Genomic DNA, 15,127 nt, shown 5'->3' with positions numbered 1-15,127 from the left:
GCCCGGAAAGGGCGAACCTTATGCGTGACGGTCTGTCGGTCCTCGGCCGTCACCTGCCGTGGTTCATGCGCGCGCCAGATGGTCGAACAGGTCTGTCACAATCGGCGGCACATCGCGGCTCGCGGCGATGCAGACCGAGAGATGCCGTCGTGCCCAGGTATCGGCCAGCGGCGTTACGGAGAGACCTGATGTGCGCTTGCACCTCCTGGCGACGGTCTCTGGAACGATGGCAATACCAACGCCAGCGCCTGCCGCTGAGCATATGCTTTCGAGTGTCCGCAGCCTGATCCGGTATCGCAGCTTTATCGCAAGCCTGTTCGCCTGCGCATCGATATGATCTTGCAGTGCGCCGCGCTCCAAGCCGACGAAATACTCTTCACCGATCTGCGCGAACCGAACGTCCTTTGCGGTCGCGAGCCAATGTGCCTGGGCCGAGACGACAACGAGCTTACTAACGGCGAAGGGCTTTAGAAGGAGTTCCTCGTTGGTGGCCGCGTCCGACAATACGCCTATGTCTGCAAAACCTGCCGCGACACTGCGTGCGATCTCATGGCTTTGCCGCTCGCGAAGCTCAACGTCGACCTGAGAATGCGCCGCAAGCCATGGTGACAGCCGTGCTGGAAGGGTATCAACGATAGCCGCCGTGTTGGCAACGACACGAATGGTCGCCCGTATGCCCTTTGCAAAGAGGCTCAGCTCCCCACGCATCAAAGCGGCCTGGTTGAGTATTTCGCGGGCATGGTGGGAAAGTGCCTCGCCCGCTTCCGTTGGGACCACACCTCGGCGGCCTCTTTCCAAGAGGAGAACCTTTCCCGTCGCCTCCATTTCTCGCAAACGGTCGCTGGCCGCAGCGAGAGAAAGGCCGACATCGGCTGCGCCGTGGGTGATGCTTCCGGCATCCGCGACGGCAAGAAAGAGACGAAGGTCGGTGAAGTCAAAGCGCATCGTGGGATGCTACAAGCGATTTAGCCTTCGGTCTAGGCGAAGGCTTGATACGGGAACGCCGCATTGTGCATGCCGCTGCATAACCTATCAGAGAGGTTATGACCGACCTATCGACCTCGACCCTGTTCGCCCTCTTCGCAACGTTCTTTGCCGCCGGAGCGGTTAAAGGGGTGACCGGCATGGGCCTCCCAACCGTGGCAATGGGAATACTTGGGAGCCTGCTATCACCGCTCGCAGCAGCGTCGTTGCTCATCATTCCGTCCTTTGTGACGAACGTCTGGCAGCTGCTCGCGGGACCAAGCTTCATCGGCATCGTGCGTAGGCTCTGGACAATGATGGCGGGTGTGGTGGCCGGAACACTCAGCAGTGCCTACATGCTGACGGGCGCGGACACCCGCTTGAGCACGTTCCTGCTGGGCCTGTCGCTCACCGTGTATGCCGTCCACACGTTGTTCGCTAACCCCTATCGGGTTTCCCCAAGACATGAACGCTGGCTCTCGCCGATACTCGGAACAGCGACCGGCTTCGTCGCGGGTGCAACAGGTGTGTTCGTCATCCCGGCTGTTCCGTACGTGCAGGCGCTCGGTTTCGACAGGGACGATCTCGTCCAGGCACTTGGTCTTTCCTTTACGGTCTCAACAGTTGCCCTTGCATTTGGACTGGCAATACAAGGAGCGCTTCATCTCGAGGGGATGTCACTCTCCGCTCTCGCCGTCGTTCCGGCTTTGATCGGAATGTGGGCGGGGCAACATATCAGGCGGGCCGTCACGCCGGCTATGTTCAAACGCTGCTTCCTGACTGCGCTTGCCCTTCTTGGGGCGGAGATGATGTTGCGGGGCGTCTGGTAGTCCGAACTCTGGAATGACCGGTATTGGTGGTGGGCGCAAAGTGTTCGCCCATCCCGATGATGCCATTTCACTTCGTCGGCTGAGACCGCGCGGTCAGTTTATTTCCATCAGGATCGCGCAGATATGCGACGAACGCCCCGTTCGGACGCTCGGAAGGCGGACTCTCGATTGCTGTGCCACCGTTCGCCGTGCCCGCGGAATGCCAACCCAAAACATGATCTGGGCTCGTGGCGGCGATACCGATAGTCCCGCCGTTGGCGGCAGTTGCCGGATTGCCATCGATCGGTTTCGTGATCATCAGCCGACCGCCCTCATGGGCGTAGATTAGCCTGCCTCGTGCATCCATCTCGCCGGGTTTGCCTCCCAACGCAGCGAAGGTGGCGTCGTAAAAGCGTCTAGCTCGCTCCAGGTCGTTGCTGCCAATCATGACGTGGGTGAACATTGCATCATCTCCTGGAATGGTCTGAACACGCGCTACAGGTCTAACCCGCGTAAGGGGGTATTCCATCGTGCCAACCAAATCCGGACAAAGTCAGGTCAGATAGCGCCAGGCACCAGTAGCATCGGTCACGCGTTTCATTTTCATCAAACCAGCAGCCGGTCGATGCAATGGCGAAAAGCTGGCAGCAAAAGCCGTCAGATTGGCGCATTCCTATTCGCTAGGAGCGTGGATCAATCCGAGAAGCTAACAGCGACCCCACGCTGGCGAAAATAAGCCTTCATCCGTTTCCGGCCTTCCCGATTACCCTGCACGAGCTTGGTGGGATCGAACACGGCCTCTTTTTGGCTCGCACGTGCCAGCGCCGCCTTGAGCTCTGCGATGCGCTCATCGATATCAACATTGTCCGCCTGAAGCGATTCATAGATCCGCTTCGTTGCATCTTCTACGGTCAGTTCACTCATTGTCATGCTCCGGCTTTCCGTGTAGCCCTCGGCTTTACGCCGCCAGTTTCAGTTCGAGCTTCCACGTGTCCTGGGGATTGTGCTTGGACTCGTGGATCGAAAGGCCGCTGCCTTCCATATCGATCTGCATCGTCGCCAGGAGCCAATCGGCGGGCATCACACAGGGCAGGGCTTCTTTACCGAGAATATCGAGGAGCTCGTTCTTAGTCGCGAGGCCATTGCGGGACTGCTGACCAGTGCGGTCGAGGGTCCATAGGTAGCGTATAGTCAAAGTCTGTAGTCCATGCGTTATTCGAGCGGCTTCTCTACAGCCCGGGTCCAGCAAGATCAAGTTCGGCGCTTTGTCACAGTCCGCCGAGATCCCAATGATCAGCGTGAAGACTGCAGGAAAACGCGTCACCCGTGTTCACCTCAGCCGCGATGCAGCGATTGGTAGGGCGGACGGTCCCGGGCGGCGCTCCAGTAAAATTAGGGATTGATCTCTCGGGCATCCCGGACTTCTCCACGCGATCCGTAGGAGAACAGCGCTCGCCGGTTGGCTCCACGCTCTAGCTGGAACCAATCGAGTTCGGAAGCGCGGAAAACGATGACGCCAAAGACAACCTTTCCGCTTTCATCGCCAGCATTCGCTGCGTAAGACCTCTCACCTGTAGGCGGGTCGCCCGGTGGGCCGCCAGCGTAGGTCGACCGCGTCCATGGCGACAGACGATCCCACGCATGTGCTGCTACCGGACTCCCTGGTCCATGGCGCTCCGCTGTGCCTCGCAACCGAAGTTGCTGGCCCCGCGCTGGGTCAAATGCCAACACCGTCACCGATGGATTGGCGCCGATCTCGCGCCATTTCTGAGATCGAGTATCCGTGTGAATCTCGATTGTGCGCTTTTGCCCATTCGCAGACCGCAGGACGACCAGGCGAGCCTGCGGATGTCCGTCAGGATCGACCGTGCACAGGTTCACATAGCGGAAGCCGGAGTTCGGATCCGTACCTGCAAGTTCGAGATCGATCCAAGCGGCTTCATCGCGCGCAGGCAGGCTCATGTTCGCCTTCCAATGAGATGGCCAGATTTCAGAATCCTGCTCCCGGCCGCGACAAGTATTCAAGTTCGGCGACCGTCGACTGTCGGCCAAGTGACCGATTTCGATGCGGGAAGCGGCCGTATGACCTGATCACCTCTCGGTGGCGGATCGCATAGTCAAGGTACTCGTCATCGCCCAGTTCGGTGAACAGCGCAACAGAGCGATCTTGATGGGCGATATCCTCCGCATGTTCGAACGGCATGTAGAAGAAAACCCGGAGCTCCGGCGGGACAAGCTTGTCATGCCCCGACCTGAGCGCCAGTTCGGCTTCGGCCAAGGCGAGCCCGTCTGTCGCGAATGCGAGCGCTGTCCCGCGGTAGATGTTGCGAGCAAACTGATCGAGCACGACAATCAGCGCGAGGTGGTTTGCAGCGGTTTCCCGCCATTCGGGGCTCGGACCAGCTGCGAGCGCAAGATGGGTGTCGCGGAACTGATTCGTGATTTCAGCGTCGAGCTCAGTGGCGCCACGGAACCAGTCGTCGCGGCCGCACTTCTCGAACCAGAAGTGATGGACTTCCTCAGGTGTACAGATCGAACTCACGTATCCTCCTTGCGCCGCAGCTCGTTGTCGCCATGATGCGAGGCTCCCCAAAACCTAAGCGCCCCTAGCGCTTCTTCGCCACTTCAACAAGAGGCCGACCCATCCAATGAAAAGAATGGCGTCCGCCCTGGAGATCGCGCAAGCCGCGCTTTTCCTTTTATCGGACCGATCCCAATTCATGACCGGCAGCCCGATGATCGTCGATGGAGGCATGTCAATCCGCCTCTTGTAGCGAGTGGATGTGGCTGCCGCGACAGCCGGACGTCGCGGCGGCTGTCCGCCCTAAAGCGATTGAACTGCGAGTTGAACTTTCTGCCGGCCGCTAAGTGGCGCCGTGCGGCTTATCCAGATCACGCGGCGGTCCCCGACAGTCTTGAGATCAACACAAACACCAGCAGATCGGCGGTTCAGCCACCTTGGAACAAGCCGCTCGCAAGCTTTCAGCGAGTGGATAAAGGCGGCGGGGGAGGCGGGGTGGTTGAACCCGTCCCCAGCGAACGCTGCACCATGACACTGTCGGCCCAGCGGCCGTAGCGATATGCGACGGCTGGCAATAGGCCGACGCGCACGAAATTGAACCTTTCGTGCAAGGCAAGCGACGCCGCGTTGTCGGCGTCGATGTAACCGATGATCTGTCGGAATCCTGCCGCAGCACAGGCGTCGATCAGACCGCGCAGCAGCTGGCTTCCGACACCCTTGCCGATATGGTCGTGATGGACATAGATCGAGTGCTTGACGGTATAGCGATAGGCTGGGCGTTTGCGGAACAGCACGACATATGCATAACCGACCACCGTCCCGTTGATGGTCGCGACAATATGCGGAAAGCGCCTGCTCTTCAGGTTCTTGCGCCGCTCGCGCAAGTCATCCGGCTCCGGCGTATCGCTGTCGTCCACGCCCTCTTCGACCCCTCGGCGAATATGCCGGCGATAAATCGCCAGCATAGATTCCACATCCGCGTCCCGTGAAGGGCGAATGGTCAATCCGTTGTCCTGTTCCATTATCGATCCTGGCGTGGGCAATTATTCTGCGACCACATAGGTGTAGAGCCGAACTCGGCCCGATGCATCGGTCTCGCGGTAGACACCTTGGATTTCGACATCAAACCCCGGGAAGGTGTTGAAGCAGGATTCGAACATCTTGAGATAGTCGATCATCGGCTTTGCCGCGTCGGTCAGGCGCTCGCCTGGCACGATCGTTGCGATCCCCGGCGGATAGACCACGAACGGGGTGGTCGCAATGCGCCCGGCGATCTCGTCGATCGGCAGGTAGTCGACGTCATTGCGCACCAGGCTGCGCGCAGCGTCGTGCGGCGACATGGCCATTGGCGGAAGGTGAGCGGCGGAAAACTGCTTCGCCTGGAGGGCGCTGACATTGGCATCGCGGAAGAAGCGGTGCAGATCGCCGCAAAGATCGCGCAAGCGCACCCCGGCGTAGCGGCCCGGACGCCGGCGGTAGAATTCCGGGATCACTTCTTCCAGCAACGCATTGTCGTCATGCAGCTTCTTGAAGGCGACGAGCCCACTGATCAGGGTGCCTGCCTTGCTTGCCTCGACGCCTGGTGTCAGCAGGAAGAGCAAGGAGTTGAGGTCGTTCTTCTCGGCAACGATGCGGTTCTCACGAAGATACTGCGCCACGATCGGGGCTGGAATGCCGTGTTCGGCGTAAAGACCTGTCTTGCGGTCGAAGCCTGGTGTCAGCACCGTCAACTTGTTGGGGTCCGTCATGGCAAACCCCTGCTCCATGCCACTGAAACCATGCCAGGATGCACCGGGGGTGAGGTGCCAGAAAGCCGGGTTTGTCGCCAGCTGGTCGGTGGCAATGCTCTCCCATGGCACATCGTGCGAGGCGCCGGGGCTTGCAACATCCGGGATCGAGACGCGATCAGGAACGAATGGCTCAAAAAACCATCGACGTTCCGCACGTGGCTCCTTGTCCTCGAATTCCCGGCGCACGGCGCGCATTTTCTTTCTGAGTTCGATCCCCAGGCGGATCGTATCGTCCCACAGCACTTCGCCGGAACGGCCCTTCATCATCTGCGCGCCGACATCAAGCGAGGCGAACAAGGGGTAGAAAGGCGAGGTGGAGGCGTGCTGCATGAAGCTTTCGTTGAAACGCCGATGCTCCACGCGCCGCTTTTGCCCTTCAATATGGCGATCCTTCATGTGGATCTGCGACGCCTGGGAAAAGCTGGCAAGCTGTTTGTGGGTGGATTGGGTGGCGATGATGCCGGGAGAGTCCGGGCCGAGATCGGCAAGCCCCATGGCGAAACGACCAGCATAAAGCGGGTGGAACTTCATGAACCCGGCCCAGGCCTCGTCGAACAGGATGTAGTCGCAGAGATGGCCGATCGACTTGAGGATCATCTCTGCATTGTGGATCGTGCCGTCATAGGTGCATTGCTCGACGACGGCGACGCGGAATGGCCGCGGTTTCTGCCAGGCTTCAGGATCTTTGACGAGGGGATTGGTGCGAATGCGCTCGCGCATCGCCGTCTCGTCCAATGCCGCATAGTCGATTGGGCCAATGAGACCGTGCGCATTGCGCTTGGTCGGCAGGTAGATGGGAATGCCGCCCGATATCATCAGCGCGCCATGGTGAGCGGCTTTATGGTTGTTCCGATCGAACAGGACAAGGTCGCCATCCGTGACAAGGGCGGAAAGCGCGACCTTGTTTGACGTGGATGTTCCGTTCAGCACGAAATAGGTCTTCTCTGCGCCGAAGATTTTCGCCGCTTCCTTCTGCGCCGCCAGCGCCGGCCCCTCATGGGTCAGGAGGTCACCAAGGTCGAGCACGGAATTATCGAGGTCGTCGCGGAATACAGCTTCGCCGAGGTGCTCCATGAACACGCGGCCGATCGGGCTGCGGCTGTAGAACACGCCGCCATTATGGCCGGGGCAGGTCCAGAGATGGTTGCCTTCTTCGGCATAGTCGACGAGCGCACCGAAGAACGGGGTTTTCAGCGTTTCGGCGTATTGCTTCAGACGGCTGATAAGGTTCTTCGCGATGAAAGCAGGCGTTTCCTCTGACAAGAAAACATAGCCGTCGATGAAGTCGAGCACCTCGACTGGCACATCTTCGAAACGTTTGCCGCGGATGAGCAGGATGATCGGGAAATCCAGTCCGCGGCGACGCATCAGGTTTATGAGGTGAGAGGTTTTGCCCTCGAGACCCTTCTTGCCCCAGTCGACCATCATGCAGCCGATGGCGGCGTCGGTTTGAACAACGATCTCGGCGTCATCCAGATTGCGGGCACGTACCACTTCAAACCCGGACCGCTCTATCTCCTGGATGATCTGATTGTAACGAACGCCCTCCAGATCCTCGCTGTCGAAAGAGGGTGTTGCGAACAGGAAGTTAAAGCGTCTGAAATAATCCATGCCAGCATCCAAGATTAATCGAACGCAAGATGTCGCCTGATTTTATGACGGTGCTGTGACGATGGCGAGAAGTCCATCAAGGAGGGCGGGAAAGAATTGCTTCAGCACCACCTCTGCCGCCCCCTACGTTCCCGTAGCGATCGTCGGCGTCTTTGGAACTTTCATTTTATTAAGCAGTTTCAAATATAATCGCATGCACAAAACAAGCGTGCGTGTACCGTCATCCCCTTTGGACGGATAAAATTCGAGCCCTCGTTCTCCTGCGAGGGCTTTCTTTTACCTGCACCACCAAGCGTTCGGCTGAAGTTACTCCGCCGCGTGACGCAGCGAATAGCCATCCAGCGGTTCAACGAGCGCAATGAGCTCGAAATCACTGATCATGTGATGTTGGTCGGAGCCGATGACGGCCAAGGTCCAGAAGTCCGGATCCTCACCGAAAATCGTTGACACTTGCACGATTGTCGTCCGGCCATCGGTGTGTTTGTCGGACCGTGCCCAGTAAAATGCGTCTGGAACCAAACTCTTCATTACGTCTACTCCCCACACAATGAGGCTAAGATATCAGCAAATTGAAATATGACCATTCCTCGTCTTCGCCACCCACAACGAGGATGAACCGCAGGTTATTCCGCGGCGGCTTTGACAGCGGCGTTTGCCTGGTCTGCAAACTCACCGAGTGCGGCTTTCGGTCCCTGATAATCGATCCCCTGGACGACGCTGACAGTCGTGCTCTCAACCTCGATGCACTGTGCGATGAAAGCGCCGCGACCTTCATCACCGCCTCGAACGACGACGAGCTGCCCCGGGAAGGTCTGTACGTCGGATGCGAGACCCGATTGTTTCGCCGTTTTCTCGATCGTGGACCCGCAGGTCTCGATGCTCAACTTTGCCTTCGGTGTGCGCTCTACATGATAGGTCAGATTGAAATCGCTATCTTGCGCAAGAACAGGAACTGTAAAGCCAAACACGCTCGCTGCGGTGAGCAGCAGGGCAGAATACTTCATTGAAACGTCTCCGCTGAAAGGCTGGATGCCGGCAGGGAATTGGCGCTCGGTCGACGAAAGGGAAGAGCTGGGTGTGCGCTAACCACCCGCTCCAGCTCGAAGGGTTGTTCAGAATGGAGCATTTGCTCGCCTCCACTTTCAGTCCGCGGCGAGTAAGCGAGCCAACGTTTCCTTGAGCATTTCCGGAATAGCAGGCTTTCCAAGCCACAGACCCTTTTCGAATGCGTGCTTTGCATCGTCATCGACCTCGGCGCCGGAATACACGACGAAGGGTACGTTCGCGTCAGCTAGTGCTGCTACGACATCGACGCAGAGGCCGTCATTCAGTCTTGGATCTACAACTGCGACATGAGGCTTGTTGGACTCGAGCCATATCAACGCCTCTGATTGGGTGTCAAAAGAAGTGACGGAAGATGCGCCGTAGCCTCTAAGCATGTCTTCCATGTCGAGCGCAATGAACGGCTCGTTTTCGAGAACGAGTACGTTTCCAAGTTTCATTGCTGCGGCTCCCTCCAATCAATACGTCGACCGAGATCTCCGTTCGGACAACAGCACTTTATCGTGTCGAGGGCCGTTGCGCTGTTTCGTACGCTATCAGACGGTAACATCTCGTGGTCTCGCGCGTTCTCCGCCCGAACTGGAGAAAAAACCTATGACAGATACCACGGTGAAACGCCGGGCAACTTCGAATCTCGCTCAGAAGATCGAAGCGCGCGTCCGGACGGATGAAATTGCGCGCGAGACGATCACTGAAGAATGTAGGCGCAGGGATGCCAAGACCGCGCGGCTGCGGGCGGCGCGGATCCAGGCACAACAACAAGAGAGGCAACTGTAATCCTGCGCGCGACATTCACATGAAGCGTCAAACGCGGTCCCGCATGATCTCGTCAACGACTAAACTGGCGATTGGATAACGGCGCCAGGCTCTCAAGCTTTGCGAATGCAGCCATGGCGGGAACAATCAGTAAGATTGTCAGTTTTCTCACAAGTTGCCGGTTTCTTTGGAAAATGCCCATGACCTATGCCGTCTCTGCGCCCGCGCTGCGGGCATTCAAATCTTCCTTCCGCTCAATCCCCCTACATTTCGCCGCTGCTTGTTTCATCGGTGCGCTTCTCACCGATATCGCCTATTGGCGAACGATGCAGATGATGTGGACCAACTTCTCCGCGTGGCTCCTGCTTGCCGGGGCTGTGCTTGGTGCCGTCGGATTGCTGGCCGGGCTGATCGATGCGGCGCGGGGTCTTCTTGCGCTGAGGACTGCGGCGGGTTGGCTCTATGTTGTCGGGAATCTCATCGTGTTTGGCCTCGCTATCTTCAACTCCTTCGTTCATAGCCGTGACGCCTGGACATCGGTGATGCCGCTGGGATTGGCTCTCTCTGTGGTGACTGTCTTGCTGGTGCTGATCGTTGCAGTGCTGGGCGCGCGCGTTCGACGCCTCGCTGCGGGAGGATGGTAAAATGACGTTTCTGTCTCAGCGATATCGCATATTCACCGCCGGCCTGTTCGCAAGCGCCGGACTATTGGCGCTAGCCGGGTGCAGTGACAATGAGCCGGAGCCGACGGAGATCGGGCCTAGCCCGAAACTTCCGGCCCAGGCCGAATATTTCGTGCCGCCGATGAACGTCGCGAAGGTGGTCGGCTGGAAAGATGGCGAGACGCCGAAGGTGGCGGCAGGGCTAAAGGTCCAAGCTCTGGCCACCGGGCTTTCACATCCTCGTTCCGTCTATACGCTTCCAAACGGCGACATTCTCGCCATCGAATCCACGGCGCCGAAAGGCGAGCCCATTACGCGCCCCAAGGATCTTATCGTGGGATGGGTACAGTCCTTCGCGACGGGCAGCGGAGGTAGCGGAGGCGAGCCCAGCAACCGTATTATGTTACTTCGCGACGCCGATGGAGATGGTGTGGCTGAGACGCGGGAGGTATTTCTCGATCATCTGAATTCACCTTTCGGCGTGACGCTGGTCGGAGGCGATCTCTATGTCGCCAACACTGACGCAATTATCCGTTATCCCTACCACGAGGGCGATACCAAGATAAGCGACCCCGGCACGGTTCTGACCGAGCTGCCGGGCGGCCCGATCGACCATCACTGGACGAAGAGCCTCGTGGCGAGCGGCGACGGCAGCCTGCTTTATGTCGGCGTAGGCTCCAACAGCAACATCACGGAAAACGGCATCGAAGCGGAGAAGAACCGAGCCGCGATCTGGGAGGTCGACCGTCAATCGGGCCGCCACCGGATTTTTGCTGCCGGCCTGCGCAATCCTAACGGATTGAGCCTGGAGCCGCAGACGAAAGCGCTCTGGACCGTCGTGAATGAAAGAGACGAGCTCGGCCCGAACCTCGTGCCAGACTACATGACCTCGGTAAAGGATGGCGGCTTTTATGGCTGGCCATATAGCTATTACGGGCAGAATGTCGATCCGCGCGTGATGCCGCAGCGTCCGGATCTGGTCGCAAAGGCGATCGTCCCCGACTATGCGTTGAGCTCGCACGTCGCCCCGCTCGGCATGGCATTCTATACCGCCAACAATCTGCCCGAGGCCTATCGCGGCGGCGCTTTCATTGGCGAGCACGGCAGTTGGAACAGGCACGCCTTCAACGGCTACAAGGTCGTATTCGTGCCATTCAAGGATGGCAAGCCTGATGGCTCGCCGCAGGATGTGGTGACCGGCTTCCTTAGCGATCAAAACCAGGCGCGAGGCCGGCCCGTCGGCATTGGCGTCGACGGTAAGGGGGCGTTATTGGTCGCCGATGACGTCGGCAACACGATCTGGCGGGTGACCGCGCAGTGAACCGATACGATCGGCCGGTGAGAAGCCGGCGATTGCGCGGCGACGCATTGCGACAGAGGCCAGCAATTCGCTGACTGTTCTCGGCGTTTGCTTCTGGCTGAGGCCGAAAATCGAACGGTCGTTGTTCGAGATCAGAAGACGGCAAGTTTGCGGGCGATCGGTTGTGTTTTTGGCTGGCCGGGCCTAAACATCGTTGAGATGTCGAAACGATCAGGCAGCGCCGACTTGCCGCTTCACGGCGGACGCGTTCCCCCATGGCTGGGCGAGCGCATGACCAAGCTTGGCGTTCTTATCGCGGAAGCGATTATCCACCACTATGGCCGCGATGAGTTCTTGCGCCGACTATCCCACCCGTTCTGGTTCCAGTCGTTTGGATCCGTCATGGGCATGGACTGGCACTCTTCCGGTATCACCACCAGTGTGCTGGGGTCGCTAAAACGCGGTTTGAAACCGCGGGCCAGGGAGCTTGGGCTCCATGTCTGCGGTGGCCGCGGCTTCCATTCGCGCAAAACGCCGGACGAACTTGTTGATGTCGGGCATCGCGTGGGTCTCGATGGCACCGGGCTCGCCAATGTCAGCCGCCTCGTGGCGAAGGTCGATAGCGCTGCGGTTCAGGACGGATTTGATCTCTACCTGCATGGCTTCATCGTTGCCGACGACGGCAAGTGGGTTGTCGTGCAGCAGGGGATGAACGACGCGACCCGCCAGGCGAGACGGTATCATTGGCTGTCCGAGGGGCTGGAAAGCTTCATCGATTCTCCGCACAGCGCGATCGAGGGGCGAACGCAGGGAGATATCATCAATCTCGCCGACAAGCGCGCGGAGCGTTCTCGCGGCGGACAACTGGATATCCTTGCTTCGCTCGGACCGGATAGAATTGTTCGGGAAGCGTCCGCGCTCGCCCGCAAAGTCGAGGCAGTACCTGCGCCGGAACCGGCACAACTGTCGCTGCCACACCTGGTCATGCCCGCTCATCACGATGTCCGCGAGACGGATGTGAACATGAAGCGGCTGCATGGCAGCCTGGCGGCAGCGGCGGATCGCGGTCCCGTCGACTTCCAGGAGTTGCTGATGGTCCCAGGCGTGGGAGCGCGAACGGTCCGGGCGCTTGCGATGGTGGCGGAAGTGGTCAACGGCGCCCCCTGTCGGTTTTCCGATCCGGCGCGATTTTCGATCGCTCATGGCGGCAAGGACCGGCATCCGTTTCCGGTGCCGCTGAAGGTCTATGACGAAACCATCAACGTCATGAGATCAGCCGTTGCGAAGGGGCGACTGGGGCGCGAGGAAGAACTTGCCGCCTTGCAGCGCCTCGATATTCAGGCGCGGCAGCTTGAGCGCTATGTCACGGGCCCCGATCTCAAGGAGATCATCGCGGGCGAATTTCGAGATAGCGCGAGCTTCGGTGGCCGCAGCGTGTTCGGCTGGGAGGAATGACCGGTCACATCTTGGCTGGTCATTCTCAAAGTGCCCTTGATGCTAGATCATGATCTCGCCGCCGGTCACTGGAATGACCGCGCCGGTCATGTAGCTCCCTAGCTCAGATGCCAGGAGCACATAGGCGCCCGCCAATTCTGCCGGCTGACCTGCGCGGCCGATCAGCGTTTGCTCGCCGAACTTGGTGGTTTTCTCCGGTGGCATCGTGGATGGGATGAGCGGCGTCCATATCGGCCCTGGCGCCACGGCGTTGACCCGGATGCCTTTCTCGGCGACCATTTCCGCTAGCCCAGCGGTGAAATTTGAAACGGCGCCCTTGGTTGACGCGTAGGCAAGCAGATGTGCCGACGGTTGTCGAGACTGGATTGATGTCGTGTTTATAATCGAACTGCCTGAGCGCATGTAAGGAATGGCGGCCTTCGACAAGAAGAAGGCCGCGTAGATATTGGTGCGGAACGTCCGATCCCATTCTTCGGCGGTGATGTCTGCAATATCGGCATAGGTCCGCTGAAACGCGGCGTTGTTCACGAGGACGTCGATGGCGCCAAGTTCTCGCACAGTGTGCTGGACGAGATCCTTGCAGTGATCTTCCGACGTGATATCGCCTGGGACGACGACCGCCTGCCGACCTGCTTCGCGGACCCACTTTGCCGTATCCTCGGCGTCATCGGTCTCGTCGAGGAAGGAAATCACGATATCGGCACCCTCACGGGCAAACGCGATCGCCACTGCCTTGCCGATGCCCGAATCCGCCCCCGTGATTAGGGCGACCTTTCCATCGAGCCTTCCGTTACCGCGGTAGGAACGCTCACCGTGGTCGGGAATGGGCTGCATCTGTGCCGTGCTGCCGGGCGGCTGTTGGTGCTGTTCGGGGTAGGGCGGTGCTGGTCTGCGGTCATCGCTCATGATTGCCTCCTGTCGCTGTTGGGAACCAAACCTCCGCGAGCGACAACAGTTCCTCATCACGACCATTTTCACGCCGGCGACTTTGGTCGTGATGGAACCTGTCTCCGAACTCTAAGTTTGCATTTGGAGATCGCGCTTGTGTCAACCGGACGCGACAGGGATGGTGAACGCAGCGGTTTTTTCGGTTTCTCGCTGCGGGCAACGAAACGCCAGGCGAGCATCCCACCTGTCCAAGCTGCGATTTCGCCTACGAGGTACCGGGCCGAGGGACGTAAGGAACAAAGCTGCGGTGGCGAAGTTAGGGTTTGTAGCTAAGGAGAATGCTGATGGATCACACAAATCACGTGCGCCTTTCCGCTGCCGAGCTGACGGCGGATAATCTTCAAGGAGCGACCGTCTATGGCGCTGACGACCACAAGGTCGGTTCTGTGGATCACATCCACGGAACGAACTCGGTCGTTATCGATGTCGGCGGTTTTCTCGGGATCGGTGCGAAGCCGGTTGCCGTTCCGTTTTCGGACCTCGACTGGATGCGCGACGAAGATGGCGATGTTCACGCGGTGACCGGCTGGACGAAAGATCAGCTAAAGGCGATGCCCGAGCATCGCGATTGAGAAGGCTGGCCCGGTTCAATGCCGGGCCTTTTCATGGCCTATTTTTGATCCCCGCGTGGCCTGCCTTGGTGCGATCGCTACCGTCGTCTGTCACAAGCGAAGCTTAGCCTGCCAATGTCGGGCAAAGTTTGTACGGTAATGACCGAACCAGCGCGCGCTGGAACCTTCCGAGGGGAGCGATGTTTCTTTGCATCTGCAGGGAGGAAAACATGCCGATCACCAAGTGGGGAAATCCAGTTATCATCGTGAATGGGGTAAGCCAGGAGACTGTAGCAGGCCCTTTTGAAGCTATGATCCATCTGACGGATGGCTGGCCAGAGCGCACCAGCGCGTCATTTATCGAGGCTCGAAACGCGTGCCGTGCTGCAGTAGCAGGCCGCATCGACGGCGATGTCGCTCGAATAAAGTTTTTGGCTGCGGTGGAAGCGGCCAAGCTGCGTGTGCACTGACATTCATTTTCGTCGGGTACATTAGGAGCCGCTGCTTGGCGGCCTTCCAACTGAAAATGTTCATCTGTGCGCTACCGTACGAAATTCGGCGGACGACTGCGGCTCGTTATACTCGTGGAGCATACGGGCGGCCAGCCATTCTCTAAATCGTCGTCAGCTCAAACCTGACGCGAGGTGTGTGCGGCTATCCTTGCCTTCCGGCAATTCTTCCATATTTCCCAAAGACAAA

General features: G+C 58.9%; 19 protein-coding genes and 1 pseudogene. 8 read left to right on the top strand and 12 right to left on the bottom strand.

All coding sequences use genetic code 11. The features are described from left to right. Positions 1-63 precede the first annotated feature (63 nt). Positions 64-945 carry a LysR family transcriptional regulator gene (locus tag ACODTZ_RS06775; RefSeq protein WP_489024673.1) on the bottom strand — a complete coding sequence of 294 codons (882 nt, stop codon included), beginning with the start codon at positions 943-945 and terminating at the stop codon, positions 64-66. A gap of 98 nt (positions 946-1,043) precedes the next feature. Between ACODTZ_RS06775 and ACODTZ_RS06770 the strand changes: the two genes are divergently transcribed. Beyond that, positions 1,044-1,793, top strand: coding sequence for a sulfite exporter TauE/SafE family protein (locus tag ACODTZ_RS06770; RefSeq protein ID WP_489024672.1), 750 nt, complete (start codon positions 1,044-1,046; stop codon positions 1,791-1,793). 67 nt (positions 1,794-1,860) lie between these two features. Here the strand turns inward: ACODTZ_RS06770 and ACODTZ_RS06765 are convergent, their stop codons facing one another. The 5 genes from ACODTZ_RS06765 to ACODTZ_RS06745 all read right to left on the bottom strand — a co-directional run bounded on the left by ACODTZ_RS06765 (position 1,861) and on the right by ACODTZ_RS06745 (position 4,314). Continuing rightward, a complete protein-coding gene (locus ACODTZ_RS06765) occupies positions 1,861-2,235 on the bottom strand; it encodes a VOC family protein (protein ID WP_047511541.1) in 375 nt (124 codons plus the stop codon). A gap of 230 nt (positions 2,236-2,465) precedes the next feature. Continuing rightward, positions 2,466-2,696 carry a hypothetical protein gene (locus tag ACODTZ_RS06760; protein ID WP_489024670.1) on the bottom strand — a complete coding sequence of 77 codons (231 nt, stop codon included), beginning with the start codon at positions 2,694-2,696 and terminating at the stop codon, positions 2,466-2,468. Positions 2,697-2,730: 34 nt separating this feature from the next. Further along, positions 2,731-2,967, bottom strand: coding sequence for a hypothetical protein (locus tag ACODTZ_RS06755; RefSeq protein ID WP_489024668.1), 237 nt, complete (start codon positions 2,965-2,967; stop codon positions 2,731-2,733). Positions 2,968-3,164: 197 nt separating this feature from the next. Next, positions 3,165-3,734: a pyridoxamine 5'-phosphate oxidase family protein gene (locus ACODTZ_RS06750; protein WP_489024666.1), complete on the bottom strand. Its 570-nt coding sequence runs from the start codon at positions 3,732-3,734 to the stop codon at positions 3,165-3,167. A 28-nt stretch (positions 3,735-3,762) separates the two neighbouring features. Further along, a complete protein-coding gene (locus ACODTZ_RS06745; RefSeq protein ID WP_489024664.1) occupies positions 3,763-4,314 on the bottom strand; it encodes a DUF924 family protein in 552 nt (183 codons plus the stop codon). 100 nt (positions 4,315-4,414) lie between these two features. Between ACODTZ_RS06745 and ACODTZ_RS06740 the strand changes: the two are divergent. Next, a pseudogene (locus ACODTZ_RS06740) lies at positions 4,415-4,546 on the top strand (SDR family oxidoreductase); the annotation flags it as partial. Positions 4,547-4,754: 208 nt separating this feature from the next. Here the strand turns inward: ACODTZ_RS06740 and ACODTZ_RS06735 are convergent. The 5 genes from ACODTZ_RS06735 to ACODTZ_RS06715 form a co-directional block, all read right to left on the bottom strand. Then, a complete protein-coding gene (locus ACODTZ_RS06735; protein WP_489024662.1) occupies positions 4,755-5,315 on the bottom strand; it encodes a GNAT family N-acetyltransferase in 561 nt (186 codons plus the stop codon). A gap of 21 nt (positions 5,316-5,336) precedes the next feature. Then, complete coding sequence (locus ACODTZ_RS06730; RefSeq protein WP_489024661.1) at positions 5,337-7,694, bottom strand: Orn/Lys/Arg family decarboxylase; 2,358 nt, start codon at positions 7,692-7,694, stop codon at positions 5,337-5,339. Between the two features lie 306 nt (positions 7,695-8,000). Continuing rightward, the gene (locus ACODTZ_RS06725; RefSeq protein ID WP_489024660.1) at positions 8,001-8,222 is read right to left on the bottom strand and encodes a hypothetical protein; all 222 of its coding nucleotides are present in this window, start codon (positions 8,220-8,222) and stop codon (positions 8,001-8,003) included. Between the two features lie 95 nt (positions 8,223-8,317). Continuing rightward, the gene (locus tag ACODTZ_RS06720; RefSeq protein WP_489024659.1) at positions 8,318-8,698 is read right to left on the bottom strand and encodes a DUF6180 family protein; all 381 of its coding nucleotides are present in this window, start codon (positions 8,696-8,698) and stop codon (positions 8,318-8,320) included. A gap of 138 nt (positions 8,699-8,836) precedes the next feature. After that, positions 8,837-9,196: a response regulator gene (locus tag ACODTZ_RS06715; RefSeq protein ID WP_489024658.1), complete on the bottom strand. Its 360-nt coding sequence runs from the start codon at positions 9,194-9,196 to the stop codon at positions 8,837-8,839. Positions 9,197-9,350: 154 nt separating this feature from the next. On the opposite strand from ACODTZ_RS06715, the gene ACODTZ_RS06710 reads away from it, so the two are divergent. The 4 genes from ACODTZ_RS06710 (at position 9,351) to ACODTZ_RS06695 (ending at position 12,929) form a co-directional block, all read left to right on the top strand. After that, positions 9,351-9,533 (top strand): hypothetical protein, encoded by a 183-nt coding sequence (locus ACODTZ_RS06710; RefSeq protein ID WP_489024657.1) that lies wholly within the window; start codon positions 9,351-9,353, stop codon positions 9,531-9,533. A gap of 113 nt (positions 9,534-9,646) precedes the next feature. Then, a complete protein-coding gene (locus ACODTZ_RS06705; RefSeq protein WP_489024656.1) occupies positions 9,647-10,156 on the top strand; it encodes a DUF2231 domain-containing protein in 510 nt (169 codons plus the stop codon). A gap of 1 nt (position 10,157) precedes the next feature. Next, positions 10,158-11,495: a PQQ-dependent sugar dehydrogenase gene (locus ACODTZ_RS06700; RefSeq protein ID WP_489024655.1), complete on the top strand. Its 1,338-nt coding sequence runs from the start codon at positions 10,158-10,160 to the stop codon at positions 11,493-11,495. A gap of 198 nt (positions 11,496-11,693) precedes the next feature. After that, positions 11,694-12,929 carry a DUF763 domain-containing protein gene (locus ACODTZ_RS06695; protein ID WP_489024654.1) on the top strand — a complete coding sequence of 412 codons (1,236 nt, stop codon included), beginning with the start codon at positions 11,694-11,696 and terminating at the stop codon, positions 12,927-12,929. A gap of 42 nt (positions 12,930-12,971) precedes the next feature. Here ACODTZ_RS06695 and ACODTZ_RS06690 read toward each other — a convergent pair whose 3' ends face one another. Continuing rightward, positions 12,972-13,835, bottom strand: a complete 864-nt coding sequence (locus ACODTZ_RS06690; RefSeq protein WP_489024652.1) for an SDR family oxidoreductase — start codon at positions 13,833-13,835, stop codon at positions 12,972-12,974. Positions 13,836-14,161: 326 nt separating this feature from the next. Here ACODTZ_RS06690 and ACODTZ_RS06685 point away from each other — a divergent pair, with 326 nt between their 5' ends. Together ACODTZ_RS06685 and ACODTZ_RS06680 are read left to right on the top strand one after the other, a co-directional pair. Further along, on the top strand, positions 14,162-14,449 hold the full coding sequence (locus tag ACODTZ_RS06685; protein WP_489024651.1) for a PRC-barrel domain-containing protein: 288 nt from the start codon (positions 14,162-14,164) through the stop codon (positions 14,447-14,449). A 209-nt stretch (positions 14,450-14,658) separates the two neighbouring features. After that, positions 14,659-14,898: a DUF982 domain-containing protein gene (locus tag ACODTZ_RS06680; protein ID WP_489024650.1), complete on the top strand. Its 240-nt coding sequence runs from the start codon at positions 14,659-14,661 to the stop codon at positions 14,896-14,898. Positions 14,899-15,127 lie beyond the last annotated feature (229 nt).

It is taken from the genome of Rhizobium sp. FG113, assembly GCF_057809895.1.
The sequence above is the reverse complement of the archived record's forward strand: the minus strand, read 5'-3'. Positions and strand labels throughout refer to the sequence as shown.

Bases quoted from the DNA above. Each gene is read 5' to 3' on its own strand.
- ACODTZ_RS06715 (WP_489024658.1), bottom strand. From the start codon at position 9,196: ATGAAACTTGGAAACGTACTCGTTCTCGAAAACGAGCCGTTCATTGCG.
- ACODTZ_RS06710 (WP_489024657.1), top strand. From the start codon at position 9,351: ATGACAGATACCACGGTGAAACGCCGGGCAACTTCGAATCTCGCTCAG.
- ACODTZ_RS06705 (WP_489024656.1), top strand. From the start codon at position 9,647: ATGGCGGGAACAATCAGTAAGATTGTCAGTTTTCTCACAAGTTGCCGG.
- ACODTZ_RS06765 (WP_047511541.1), bottom strand. From the start codon at position 2,235: ATGTTCACCCACGTCATGATTGGCAGCAACGACCTGGAGCGAGCTAGA.
- ACODTZ_RS06730 (WP_489024661.1), bottom strand. From the start codon at position 7,694: ATGGATTATTTCAGACGCTTTAACTTCCTGTTCGCAACACCCTCTTTC.
- ACODTZ_RS06690 (WP_489024652.1), bottom strand. From the start codon at position 13,835: ATGAGCGATGACCGCAGACCAGCACCGCCCTACCCCGAACAGCACCAA.
- ACODTZ_RS06725 (WP_489024660.1), bottom strand. From the start codon at position 8,222: ATGAAGAGTTTGGTTCCAGACGCATTTTACTGGGCACGGTCCGACAAA.
- ACODTZ_RS06720 (WP_489024659.1), bottom strand. From the start codon at position 8,698: ATGAAGTATTCTGCCCTGCTGCTCACCGCAGCGAGCGTGTTTGGCTTT.
- ACODTZ_RS06680 (WP_489024650.1), top strand. From the start codon at position 14,659: ATGCCGATCACCAAGTGGGGAAATCCAGTTATCATCGTGAATGGGGTA.
- ACODTZ_RS06700 (WP_489024655.1), top strand. From the start codon at position 10,158: ATGACGTTTCTGTCTCAGCGATATCGCATATTCACCGCCGGCCTGTTC.
- ACODTZ_RS06735 (WP_489024662.1), bottom strand. From the start codon at position 5,315: ATGGAACAGGACAACGGATTGACCATTCGCCCTTCACGGGACGCGGAT.
- ACODTZ_RS06685 (WP_489024651.1), top strand. From the start codon at position 14,162: ATGGATCACACAAATCACGTGCGCCTTTCCGCTGCCGAGCTGACGGCG.
- ACODTZ_RS06775 (WP_489024673.1), bottom strand. From the start codon at position 945: ATGCGCTTTGACTTCACCGACCTTCGTCTCTTTCTTGCCGTCGCGGAT.
- ACODTZ_RS06760 (WP_489024670.1), bottom strand. From the start codon at position 2,696: ATGAGTGAACTGACCGTAGAAGATGCAACGAAGCGGATCTATGAATCG.
- ACODTZ_RS06770 (WP_489024672.1), top strand. From the start codon at position 1,044: ATGACCGACCTATCGACCTCGACCCTGTTCGCCCTCTTCGCAACGTTC.
- ACODTZ_RS06695 (WP_489024654.1), top strand. From the start codon at position 11,694: ATGTCGAAACGATCAGGCAGCGCCGACTTGCCGCTTCACGGCGGACGC.
- ACODTZ_RS06750 (WP_489024666.1), bottom strand. From the start codon at position 3,734: ATGAGCCTGCCTGCGCGCGATGAAGCCGCTTGGATCGATCTCGAACTT.